We start from the raw sequence: 11,776 nt of genomic DNA, 5'->3' as shown, positions 1-11,776 counted from the left end.
TCACAAGGTGCGGACGGGCGTGTCCAGCTAATCGACCACGCCGCTCCGCACCCGACCAGGGTGCGGGCTGCCAGCCTCACCCGAACCGGGACACGGAGCTCCATCAGGAGTTTTCCATGTCGTCCGCTCAACCTCAGCCCGCCCTCGCTCAGCCAGGCCTCGCTCAACAAGGCCCCGACGACCCGCCCGAAGCGGCTGGGTCCGACGCCGAACCGTCCAAACCCGCGCAAGCCTTCGCCGCGTCACCGGCGCAGGAATCGGCCTATGCCCCGGTACGCGCGCCCGCACGCCATGCTCACAAATTCGGCGGCAGCAGCCTGGCCGACGCCGGCCGTTACCGCGTCGCCGCCGGCCTGCTCGACGACGGCGCACCGCAGCGGGTAGTGGTGGTCTCGGCGATGCAGGGCGTCACCGATGCGCTGGTCGCCCTGGTCGCCGACGCCCGCGCCGGCCAGAACTGGGTACCGGCCTGGTCCGAGCTGCGCCAGCGTCATCTCGACACCGCCGACGCACTCGACGGCCAACACCGTCACGGTGCACACGCGGCGATCGAGACCGACTTCGATGGCCTGCGCGCGGCGCTCGAAGCGCTCGCGACCGCCTCCGACGGCGCCTACGCCGATGCCCTGCCCGGCCTCGGCGAAGTTCTGTCTTCCTACCTCATGCATGCCGCACTCGGCAGCGATGGCGCGGGCTGGACGCGGCTCGACGCGCGCGAGGTGCTGGTGGTGCATCCGGGCGAGATGGGCGTCGGCGTGGATTGGGCGCTGAGCCGCGCGCGCCTCGCCGACTGGCGCAAACACCATGCCGACAACGATGTCGTCGTTACCGGTTTCGTCGCCCGCGACACCCAGGGCCACGACACCACGCTCGGCCGCAACGGCAGCGATTACTCCGCGGCGATCTTCGCCAACCTGTTCGACGCCGATGCGCTGACGATCTGGACCGACGTCGACGGCGTGCTGTCGGCCGACCCGCGCCTGGTGCCCGATGCGGTGTGCCTGCCGACGATGTCGTATGCCGAGGCCTGCGAACTCGCTTATTTCGGCGCCAAGGTCCTGCACCCGCAAACGCTGGCGCCGGTGCAGCAACGCGGCATCCCGCTGCGCATCCGCAACACCCGCAATCCGCAGGCGCCCGGCACCTTGATCAGCCTGGTGTCGGAACCCGATGCGGCGCCGGTCAAGGGCTTGAGCCTGGTCCACGACCTGGCGGTGCTGGAACTGATCGGCAACGGCATGGTCGGCGTGCCCGGCACCGCCGAACGCCTGTTCGGCGCGCTGCGCAGCGCCGGCGTGTCGGTGACGATGATTTCGCAGGGCTCGTCCGAGCATTCGATCTGCTGCGTGGTGCGCGCCGACCAGGCCGCACGCGGCCGCGACGCCATCGTCGCCGCCTTCGCCGATGCCATGGCCGACGGCCAGGCCCAGGAAGTCACCGTCACCCCGGACATCTGCGTGCTCGCCGCGGTCGGCGACGGCATGGTCGGCACGCCCGGCGTCGCCGCGCAGTTGTTCGACGGCCTGGCCAAGGCGCGCATCAACCTGCGCGCGATCGCCCAGGGCGCCGGCGAGCGCAACATCTCGGTCGCCATCGCCGCGCGCGACGCCACCCGCGCCCTGCGCGCCGCGCATTCGGCGTTCTGGCTGTCGCCGCATTGCCTGTCGATCGGGTTGATCGGCCCCGGCAAGGTCGGCCGCGCCCTGCTCGCGCAACTGCACGAAGCGCAATCGCGTTTCCAGCGCGACAGCCGCCACAACAAGGTCGACCTGCGCCTGCGCGCGATCGCCGACAGCCGCCGCATGCACTTGGCGCCGCGCGCGATGGCCTTCGAGGATGCGCACGAGGCGCTGGCCGCCGATGGCATGGAAACCCTGGACCTGGAACGCTTCGCCGCGCACGTACGCGCCGAGCACATCCCGCATGCCTTGATCGTCGATTGCAGCGGCAGCGACGCGGTCGCCGCGTTCTATCCGCAATGGATCGCCGCCGGCATTCATATCGTCACGCCGAGCAAGCACGCCGGTTCCGGCCCGCTGGCGCGCTACGAGGCGATCCGCGAGGCCGAGCGCAGCGGCGGCCAGTTCCGCTACGAAGCCACGGTCGGCGCCGGCCTGCCGGTGATCCAGACCCTGCGCTCGCTGCTCGACACCGGCGACGAACTGACTGAAGTCGAAGGCATCCTCTCGGGCACGCTGGCCTGGTTGTTCAACCGCTACGACGGCCAGACCGCGTTCTCCGAACTCGTGCGCGAAGCGCATGCGCTGGGCTATACCGAACCCGATCCGCGCGACGACCTGTCCGGCACCGACGTCGCCCGCAAGCTGGTGATCCTCGCCCGCGAAGCCGGCCGCGCCTTGTCGCTCGACCAGATCGAGGTCGAGAGCCTGGTGCCGGAAGCGCTGCGCAGCGTATCGAAGGAAGAATTCTTCGAGCGCCTGCACGAACTCGATGCGCCGCTGCAGCAGCGCTTCGACGCCGCGCGCACCGCCGGCCTCAGCCTGCGCTACCTCGCCCGTCTCGATCGCGAAGGCCGCGCCAGCGTCGGCGTGGTCTCGCCGCCGCCGGGCCATGCCGCCTTGCACGGCGCGCTCACCGACAATCTGATCCAGTTCCGCACGCGCCGTTACGCCGATAATCCGCTGGTGGTGCAAGGCCCCGGCGCGGGCCCGGACGTCACCGCCGCCGGCGTATTCGGCGACCTGCTGACGATCGCGCAAACCCTTGGAGCCCGTGCATGAGCGCCGCTTTTTCTTCCGCCTCCTCCTCCGCTCCGTCGGCCGCCGACGCAGCCGCGCAGCGGCGCCAGGCCAGCGCGTTCGCGCCGGCCAGCGTCGGCAACATCGGCGTGGGCTTCGACCTGCTCGGCCATTCGATCGAAGGACCGCGCGATGTCGCCACGGTGCGGCGCATCGAGGCGCCCGAAGTACGCATCCGCGCGATCCGCGGCGAGGTGCCCGGCGCCGACTCGCTGCCGCTGGAAGCCGCGCGCAACACCGCCGGCCAGGCCTTGATCGCGCTGCGCGAAAAACTCGGTCTCGAGCACGGCTTCGAACTCGAGCTCGACAAAGGCATACCGCTCGGCTCCGGGCTCGGCGGCTCGGCGGCGTCCTGCGTCGCCGCCCTGGTAGCGGCCAATGCGGTGCTCGCGCAACCGCTGTCGCGCGATGCGCTGTACGAATTCGCCCTCGACGGCGAATCGGTGTCGAGCGGCAGCCGCCACGGCGACAACGTCGCGCCGATGTTGCTGGGCGGTGTGGTCATGGCGACCTCGACGCGGATGATTCCGCTGTCGGTGCCCGACTGGCTGTACGCGGTCGTCGTGCATCCCGACCAGGTGCTGGAAACGCGGCGCGCCCGCGCCGTGCTCGCCGATCCGTATGCGCTGCCCTTGGTGGTGAAGCAGAGCGCGCACCTGGCCCTGTTCCTGACCGGCTTGCAGCGCGGCGACGCCGGCCTGCTGCGCGAAGGCTTGGTCGACCTGCTGGTCGAACCGCGCCGTGCACCGTTGATCCCCGGCTTCGCCGCGGTCAAGGCGGCGGCGCTCGATCACGGCGCGCTCGGCGCGAGCATTTCCGGCGCCGGCCCGAGTTGCTTCGCCTGGTTCGCTTCGCGCGCCGAAGCCGCTGCGGCGGCACCGGCGATGCAGCAAGCCTTCGCCGATGCCGGCTTCGATTCGCGCGCTTACGTCACGCCGGTGGCGGGACCGCGCGCGGAGGTGATCGGGTAGCGGAAAAGCAGAGCAAATCCCCCCTGCCTCCTTTCCCAAAGGGGGGGGAACAGCAACGGCAAGAGCTTCCGGCTTTCACCTACTTCCTGCTTCCACCTATTCGACGTGCTTGTCTTCCCCCTTTGATAAAGGGGGACCGAGGGGACTGCTCTCCCTGCAAGCGCAACACCATCACTTCCGGACATCGCATGAACTTCCTCAGCACCCGCGGCAACACCCCGCCGACCGCGATCGATCAGGCGCTCGTCGCCGGTCTCGCGCCCGACGGCGGGCTCTACGTGCCCGAACGCATCCCGCCTTTGTCGCAGCCGCTTAAAGCCGAACGCCTCACCGACACGGCGCAGACAGTCCTGGCACCGTATTTCGAGCACTCGCGCCTGCGCGAACGACTTGCCGAGATCTGCGAGCGCGCATTCTCCTTCGATGCGCCGCTGCGCCCGCTCGCCCGTACCGACGACTGGTTGCTCGAGTTGTTCCATGGCCCGACCGCCGCATTCAAGGACTACGCCGCGCGTTTTCTCGCCGAAGCGCTCGCCGGCCTGCGCGAGGCCGATGCGCCGCAGACCACGATTCTGGTCGCGACCTCGGGCGACACCGGCGCCGCGGTCGCGGCCGCCTTCCATCGCCGCCCCGGTTTCGAGGTGGTGATCCTCTATCCCGATGGGCGCGTTTCGCCGCGCCAGGCGCACGGCCTGGGCTGCTGGGGCGACAACGTCCGCGCGCTGCGCGTCGACGGCGATTTCGATGCCTGCCAGCGCCTGGCCAAGCAAGCGCTGTCGGACGAAGCCCTGCGCGCGCAACGGCCGCTGAGTTCGGCCAACAGCATCAGCCTCGGGCGGCTGCTGCCGCAGGCGGCGTATTACGCGCATGCCGCCGCACGCCATTACGCCGAACGCGGCGAGCCGCTCAACTTCATCGTCCCCACCGGCAACCTCGGCAACGCCTGCGCCGCCTTCGTGGCCAAGCGCATGGGACTGCCGATCGGCGAGATCGTGCTGGCGACCAACGCCAACGACACCTTGCCGCGCTATTTCGCCGGCGCCGACTATCTTCCTCAGCCGACCCGGGCGACCCTCGCCAACGCGATGGACGTCGGCGCGCCGAGCAACTTCGAGCGCCTGCGCCATTGGCACCGCGACGATGCCGAACTGCGTGCCGCGGTGCGCGCGGCCGGCGTCGACGATGCCACCATCACCGAGACCATCCGCAACGCGCCGCAGCGCCACGGCATCGTGCCCTGCCCGCACACCGCGACTGGCCTGCACTTGCTCGAGACCCTGCGCGCGCAAGGCGACGAACGCCCCTGGGCGGTGGTCGCGACGGCGCACCCGGCCAAGTTCGACAGCATCGTCGAGCCCTTGATCGGTCATGCCGTGGAACCGCCGCCGGCGCTGGCCGAGTCGTTGGCCCGGCCGGCGAACGCGGAGCCGTTGGCGGCCGACTATGCGGCGCTGCGGGAGCGCTTGTTGGCGGATGGCGCCTAAAGGGATCGCCCGCGGTCTATGTACCCCTTTGAAGACGGGGCCACGCCTGGCGCGTGAACATGAAGTCTGAACGCGCCGACGCGAGGGGATTTGCTTCCACCGCTGAGATCGAAGCCAAAGCAAATCCCCCTCTCCAAAGTGGGGCGGCCAGCGATCGCACTCTTTGGAGTAGAAGGACCGGCAATGGTGGCAAGACACATTCGCCGGACCAGGCGGGCTGTGACCGCTCGCACGCGTCCGGATGGTTTTTCCAGAAACTATTGACAAGCCCAGAACGGGCATGTTCTTCTCGCTGACATGACGCAGCGCAACAACCACTCGCAGACGACTTCGGTCCAGGCCCAGCAGGCCTCGAACGACGCCGCGCGCGTTGCGCTCCGACACGGTCCGGCCATCGCCACGATTATTCTCGTCCTCGTACTTATTACCTCGCTTACCAGCGCGGGAGTCGGGTTCGTGTAGCAAAACCACACAACCCAGGTCGAAAGAACCTAGACCCCGCGCCCGAAAGGCGCGGGGTTTTTCGTTTTAAGGCCCTGGGTTCCTGTCGCCAACGACTTAGGAACACCTGTTCGTGAGAAGCAACGCCATCAAGCAAGGCCCGGCCCGAGCCCCCGCACGCGCGATGTTGCGTGCGACCGGCCTCGACGACGCGGCCATCGCCAGACCGCTGGTCGCCGTCGTCCACACCTGGTCCGACGTTTCGCCGTGCAACATCACCCTGCGCGACCTGGCCCAGCACGTGCGCCGCGGCGTGCACGACGGCGGCGGCACGCCGATCGAGTTCAACACCATCGCCGTCACCGACGGCATCGCGATGGGCACCGACGGCATGCGCGCCTCGCTGGCCTCGCGCGAAACCATCGCCGATTCGATCGAGCTGGCGGTGTCCGGCCATTGCCTGGACGCGATGGTGCTGCTGGTCGGTTGCGACAAGACCATCCCGGCCGCGGCGATGGCCGCGGCGCGTCTGGATATCCCGACCGTGATCCTCTACGGCGGCACGATCATGCCGGGCCATTGCCCGTCGAAGGCCGGCCAGGACGACAAGCCGCTGACCGTGCAGGACGTGTTCGAGGCGGTCGGCGCGCATTCGGCCGGGCGCATCGACGACGCCGAGCTGCATCGCATCGAATCGCATGCCTGCCCCGGCGCCGGTGCCTGCGGCGGCCAGTTCACCGCCAACACCATGGCGATGGTGCTGACCTTCCTGGGCCTGTCGCCGCTGGGCCTCAACGACATCCCGGCGATCCACGCCGACAAGCCCGAGGCCGCGCGCGCCTGCGGCGAAATGGTCATGCAACAGTTGCGCAATGGCGGGCCGAGACCGCGAGCGCTTCTCTCTCCCCATGCGTTGCGCAACGCAGCGCGCGCGGTCTCGGCCACCGCCGGTTCCACCAATGCGGCCCTGCATCTGTTGGCGATCGCCCACGAAGCCGGCGTCGCCTTCGACCTGGAAGAGTTCGAAGCCGCCGCGCATACGCCGGTCATCGCCGACCTGAAACCGGGCGGCCGTTACACCGCCGCGGAGATGTTCGAATTCGGCGGTGCGGCACTGGTGGCTCGCGAATTGAAAGCGGCCGGTTTGATCGAGGATATTCCGACGGTCACCGGCCGTTCCTTTTTCCAGGAACTGGCCGAGGCCCGGATGGCCGACACCCAGGACGTGGTGCGCCCGATCTCCGACCCGCTGAAGCCGCGCGGCGGCTATTCGATCCTGTACGGCAACCTGGCGCCCGAAGGCTGCATCCTCAAGCTGGCCGGTCACGGCCGCGAACACTTCGCCGGCCCGGCGCGCGTGTTCGATTCCGAAGAAGCCGCGTTCGCTGCGGTGCAGGCGCGCCGGATCAACGCCGGCGACATCGTGGTGATCCGCTTCGAGGGTCCCGCCGGCGGCCCCGGCATGCGCGAAATGCTGGCGGTCACCGCCGCGCTGGTCGGCCAGGGCCTGAGCAACGACGTCGCGTTGATCACCGACGGCCGTTTCAGCGGCGCCACCCACGGCTTCATGGTCGGCCATATCTCGCCGGAAGCCGCGCACGGCGGCCCGATCGCGCGTCTGCGCGAAGGCGACGTGGTCAGCATCGACGTCAAGACGCGTCGTCTCGACGTCGCCGCCGACCTCGCCGCGCGCGAGCCCGCGCGTATCGAACCGCGCGTGACCACCGGTGTGTTGGCCAAGTACGCGCGCCTGGTCGGCTCGGCCTCGCAGGGCGCGGTTACCGCGCCCGGCCCGCTGCAATCGCCGTCATCGAAAAAGATCGACGCAGCGCTGATCGACACCCCGTTTCCAGAACCCGCGTGACCGCACCTCCGCTCACTCCTCACTCCTCCGCACTCACTCCTTCCTACCGAGATCCGTCATGACCACCAGCACCGCCTCCCGCCCCAAGATCGCCATCGTCGGCTACGGCAGCCAGGGCCGCGCCCATGCGCTGAACCTGCGCGACTCCGGCTTCGACGTCACCGTAGGCCTGCGCCCGGGCGGCCCGACCGAGATCAAGGCCAAGGCCGACGGCTTCACCGTCAAGTCGCCGGCCGAAGCCGTCGCCGGCGCCGAGCTGGTCGCCGTACTGACCCCGGACATGGTCCAGGCGCAGCTCTACCGCGACGTGATCGAACCCAACATCGCCCAGGGCGCCTGCCTGCTGTTCGCGCACGGCTTCAACGTGCACTACGGCCAGATCGCCCCGCGCGCCGACCTCGACGTGGTGCTGGTCGCGCCGAAGGGCCCCGGCGCGCTGGTCCGCCGCGAATACGAAATCGGCCGCGGCGTGCCGAGCGTCTACGCCGTGCACCAGGACACCAGCGGTCGCGCTGAAGAGTTCGCCCTGACCTATTGCGGCGGCATCGGCGGCGCGCGCCAGAACGCGATCAAGACCACCTTCAAAGAAGAGACCGAGACCGATCTGTTCGGCGAACAGGCGGTGCTGTGCGGCGGCGCGACCAAGCTGGTCCAGGCCGGTTGGGAAACCCTGGTCGAGGCCGGTTATCAGCCGGAAGTGGCCTACTACGAGTGCTTGCACGAACTGAAGCTGATCGTCGACCTGTTCTACGAAGGCGGCGTGACCCGCATGCACGAGTTCATCAGCGAAACCGCCCAGTACGGCGCGCTGACCCGCGGCACCTACGTGGTCGACGACAACACCAAGGCGCAGATGCGCAAGGTGCTGGCGGAAATCCAGGACGGCACCTTCGCCCGCCAGTGGATCGCCGAATACGCCTCGGGCAACGCCAACTACAAGAAGCTCAAGCAGGGCGACCTCGATCATCCGATCGAAGCCGTCGGCAAGAAGCTGCGCGCCAACATGAAGTGGCTGGACACCGCGCCCAAAGCGCAGACCGCCGCACCCGCCGCGCCCCGCGGCGAACGACAGGAAGAGGCCGCCTGATGAACGGTGCCCGCTGGCTGGTGCAAGCACTGGCCGCAGAAGGCGTGGACACGCTGTTCGGTTATCCGGGCGGCACGATCATGCCTTTCTACGATGCCCTGCACGGGTCGGACCTCAAGCATGTGCTGGTCCGTCACGAGCAAGGCGCGGCTTTCGCGGCCAACGGCTATGCCCGTGCCAGCGGGCGAGTCGGTGTATGCGTAGCCACGTCCGGTCCGGGCGCGTCGAACCTGGTCACCGGCATCGCCGACGCGATGCTGGACTCGGTGCCGATGGTCGCCATCACCGGTCAGGTCGCGACCTCGCTGATGGGCACCGACGCGTTCCAGGAACTGGACGTGTTCGGCATGACCATGCCGATCGTCAAGCACAGCTTCATCGTGCGCCGGGTGGATGATCTGCCGGGCATGGTCGCCGAAGCCTTCCGGCTGGCGCGTTCGGGCCGTCCGGGCCCGGTGTTGATCGATCTGCCCAAGGACGTGCAGAACGCCGACGCCACCCATCTGGCCGCGCACGTGCCGCTGCCGACCGATCCGGTGCCTAGCGCGCCGGACGCGGCGTATCACGAAGCCGCGGCGCTGATCGCACATGCGCAGAAGCCGCTGATCTACGGCGGCGGCGGCATCGCTCTGGGCGATGCGGTCGAATCCTTCCGCGCCTTCGTCGACGGCTGCCAGATCCCGGCGGTGCTGACCCTGAAGGGCCTGGGCGCCCTGCCGGCCGCGCATCCCTTGAACCTGGGCATGCTGGGCATGCACGGCAACCGCGCCGCCAATATGTCGGTGCAGGAATGCGATCTGCTGATCGTGGTCGGTGCGCGCTTCGACGACCGCGCCACCGGCAAGCTGGCCGAGTTCGCACCGAACGCACGCGTGGTCCACATGGATCTGGACGCCTGCGAAATCGGCAAGCTGCGTCACGCCGATGCCGCGGTCAACGGCGACCTGCGCCGTGCGCTGGATGCGCTGACCCCGCCTTGCACCGCGCAACTGCGCGGCCGCAACGGCAACGCACGCCGCAGCTGGCGCGACACCTGCCTGCAACGCAAACGCGACTGCACGCCGCGCTACGACGCGCCCGGCGAAAGCGTGTACGCGCCGTCGCTGCTCAAGCGCCTGTCGGAACTGGCGCCTGAAGCGGTGGTCAGCTGCGACGTCGGCCAGCACCAGATGTGGGTCGCCCAGCATTGGCGCTTCGACGACCCGCGCAAGCACCTGACCAGCGGCGCCCTCGGCGCGATGGGCTTCGGCCTGCCCGCAGCGATCGGCGCGCAACTGGCGCTGCGCCGCGACGGCGAACCGGAGCCGCAGGTCATCTGCGTCAGCGGCGACGGCTCGTTCCTGATGAACGTGCAGGAGCTGGCCACCGCCGCGCGTTACCGCCTGCCGGTGAAGATCGTCCTGCTCGACAACCAGGCCCTGGGCATGGTGCGGCAGTGGCAGGAACTGTTCTTCGAACGCCGTTATTCCGAGATCGACCTGTCCGACAACCCGGACTTCTGCGCCCTGGCCACCGCGTTCGGCATCAAGGCCATGTACGTCGACCGCGCCGACTCGGTCGAGGAAGCGCTGGCCTACATGCTCGACACCCCGGGCCCGGTGCTGCTGCACGTCGCCATCGACCAGGCCGCCAACGTCTGGCCGCTGGTGCCGCCGAACCACAACAACGCCCAGATGCTCGACCCCGAGGCCAACGACGCCGACGCGATCGTCAGCCTGACGCCCCCCACCACCGCCGAAAAGGAGGACGCCCATGCGATACCAGCTTGAACTGACCCTGCGCCAGGCCGAAGGCGCGCTGGCTCGCGTATTGGGCGCCGCCGAACGTCGCGGCTTCCGTCCCCTGTCTGTGGACGGCGAGGCGCAACCCGACGGCGATCGCTGGCATCTGCGCATGACGGTGGAGGGCGACCGCGCCGACTCCGCCCTGCAGAGCCAGCTCGCCAAGCTTTACGACTGTCTTGTTGTCGAGGTTTCCCCATGCACCTGAATGCCGAAATCCTGGAGCGTCCGGCGCAAGCCGAGGCGCAATCGCCCGCACAGGCCGCCTCGACGATGCGCGAGCGGGCTTATGCGCCGGCTCGCAGCGAAGCCCCGAGCGCTGAAGTCGATGGTTCGAGCGCGGCTCGTGGCTCTGAGTCCCATGCTCGCAGTGAAGTCCCCCGTGCTGAAGTCGAAGCGCCGACCTCTGCTGAAAACTCTGAGTCCCGCGCTCGCAGTGAAGTCCCAAGCGCTGAAGTCGCTAGTTCGACCGCCGCTCGTGGTTCTGAGTCCCGCATTGCCAGCGAAGTCCCGATTGCGGTTGATCAACCGCTCATTTGGTTCGACGGCAACTTCATCTCCGGCGACACTCCGGAAGCGCCGCTGACCACTCACGCCATGCATTACGGCACCGCGGTGTTCGAGGGCATCCGCAGCTACGCCACCGCCGACGGCGGCGCGGCGGTGTTCCGCCTGCCCGAGCACATGGAGCGCATGCGCAAGGGCGCGCAGATGTTCGGCATCGACTTCGATGTCGAACGCGCGAGCGAGGCGACCTTGGCGACCCTGCGCGCCAACGGCCATCGCGATGCCTACATCCGTCCGCTGACCTGGATGGGCACCGGCACCATCGGCCTGGACGTCGATCCGCTGACCCAGCATTTGATGATCGCGACTCTGGCCAAGGTCGTGCACCTGGGCGGCGCGCGCACCCGACTGACGGTGTCGCCGTGGAAGCGCAACCCGGCCACCTCGCTGCCGGCACTGAAGCTCAGTGGCGCCTACGTCAATTCGATCCTGGCCAAGCGCGAAGCCAAGCAACGCGGCTTCGACGAAGCGCTGTTCACCGACGACAAGGGCTATGTCGTCGAGTGCACCGGCGCCAACGTGTTCATGGTCAAGAACGGCGTGATCACCTCGGTCGACCATCGCGACGCCCTGCCCGGCATCACCCGCGACACCATGATCGAGCTGTCGGGCGCGCAGTCGCGCGAAGTGACCTTGCACGAACTGCTCGACGCCGACGAAGTCTTCGTCTGCGGCACCGCCGCCGAAGCGACCGCGATCGCCGTGCTCGACCGCCGCGAGTTCGGCGACAACCCGGTCACGCGCGAGCTCGCCGCCCTGTATGCACGCGTGGTGCGGGGCGAGGAATCGCGCTACGCCTCGTGGCTGACCCCGGTCTGACGC

The 11,776-nt window shown here is 68.9% G+C and carries 8 protein-coding genes; all 8 read left to right on the top strand.

Features of this window, described 5'->3' with window-relative positions:
* Nucleotides 1-116: 116 nt before the first annotated feature.
* The 8 genes from thrA to LC490_RS17235 all read left to right on the top strand — a co-directional run bounded on the left by thrA (nt 117) and on the right by LC490_RS17235 (nt 11,773).
* Nucleotides 117-2,741 carry a bifunctional aspartate kinase/homoserine dehydrogenase I gene (gene thrA, locus LC490_RS17270; protein WP_223620986.1) on the top strand — a complete coding sequence of 875 codons (2,625 nt, stop codon included), beginning with the start codon at nt 117-119 and terminating at the stop codon, nt 2,739-2,741.
* Nucleotides 2,738-3,730, top strand: a complete 993-nt coding sequence (locus LC490_RS17265) for a homoserine kinase (RefSeq protein ID WP_223620985.1) — start codon at nt 2,738-2,740, stop codon at nt 3,728-3,730. The genes thrA and LC490_RS17265 overlap by 4 nt, the downstream gene beginning before the upstream one ends.
* 188 nt (nt 3,731-3,918) lie before the next feature.
* Nucleotides 3,919-5,214, top strand: a complete 1,296-nt coding sequence (thrC, locus tag LC490_RS17260) for a threonine synthase (protein ID WP_223620984.1) — start codon at nt 3,919-3,921, stop codon at nt 5,212-5,214.
* 574 nt (nt 5,215-5,788) lie between these two features.
* Nucleotides 5,789-7,519: a dihydroxy-acid dehydratase gene (locus LC490_RS17255; protein WP_223620983.1), complete on the top strand. Its 1,731-nt coding sequence runs from the start codon at nt 5,789-5,791 to the stop codon at nt 7,517-7,519.
* A gap of 58 nt (nt 7,520-7,577) precedes the next feature.
* The gene (gene ilvC, locus LC490_RS17250) at nt 7,578-8,606 is read left to right on the top strand and encodes a ketol-acid reductoisomerase (RefSeq protein WP_051884318.1); all 1,029 of its coding nucleotides are present in this window, start codon (nt 7,578-7,580) and stop codon (nt 8,604-8,606) included.
* On the top strand, nt 8,606-10,375 hold the full coding sequence (gene ilvG / locus LC490_RS17245) for an acetolactate synthase 2 catalytic subunit (protein ID WP_036147827.1): 1,770 nt from the start codon (nt 8,606-8,608) through the stop codon (nt 10,373-10,375). The genes ilvC and ilvG overlap by 1 nt, the downstream gene beginning before the upstream one ends.
* The gene (locus LC490_RS17240; RefSeq protein ID WP_223620982.1) at nt 10,359-10,595 is read left to right on the top strand and encodes an ACT domain-containing protein; all 237 of its coding nucleotides are present in this window, start codon (nt 10,359-10,361) and stop codon (nt 10,593-10,595) included. The genes ilvG and LC490_RS17240 overlap by 17 nt, the downstream gene beginning before the upstream one ends.
* A gap of 389 nt (nt 10,596-10,984) precedes the next feature.
* Entirely contained in the window at nt 10,985-11,773 is a 789-nt protein-coding gene (locus LC490_RS17235; RefSeq protein WP_223620981.1) for an aminotransferase class IV, read from the top strand.
* Nucleotides 11,774-11,776: the final 3 nt, after the last annotated feature.

Origin of the sequence: Lysobacter sp. ESA13C (assembly GCF_019970005.1) — a bacterium.
Lineage (GTDB): Bacteria > Pseudomonadota > Gammaproteobacteria > Xanthomonadales > Xanthomonadaceae > Lysobacter > Lysobacter antibioticus_B.
This window is presented reverse-complemented; position numbering and strand designations above follow the sequence as displayed.

Excerpts from the sequence above, each read along its gene's own strand:
- thrA (WP_223620986.1), top strand. The coding sequence starts at position 117 with ATGTCGTCCGCTCAACCTCAGCCCGCCCTCGCTCAGCCAGGCCTCGCT.
- LC490_RS17265 (WP_223620985.1), top strand. The coding sequence starts at position 2,738 with ATGAGCGCCGCTTTTTCTTCCGCCTCCTCCTCCGCTCCGTCGGCCGCC.
- thrC (WP_223620984.1), top strand. The coding sequence starts at position 3,919 with ATGAACTTCCTCAGCACCCGCGGCAACACCCCGCCGACCGCGATCGAT.
- ilvC (WP_051884318.1), top strand. The coding sequence starts at position 7,578 with ATGACCACCAGCACCGCCTCCCGCCCCAAGATCGCCATCGTCGGCTAC.
- ilvG (WP_036147827.1), top strand. The coding sequence starts at position 8,606 with ATGAACGGTGCCCGCTGGCTGGTGCAAGCACTGGCCGCAGAAGGCGTG.
- LC490_RS17240 (WP_223620982.1), top strand. The coding sequence starts at position 10,359 with ATGCGATACCAGCTTGAACTGACCCTGCGCCAGGCCGAAGGCGCGCTG.
- LC490_RS17235 (WP_223620981.1), top strand. The coding sequence starts at position 10,985 with ATGCATTACGGCACCGCGGTGTTCGAGGGCATCCGCAGCTACGCCACC.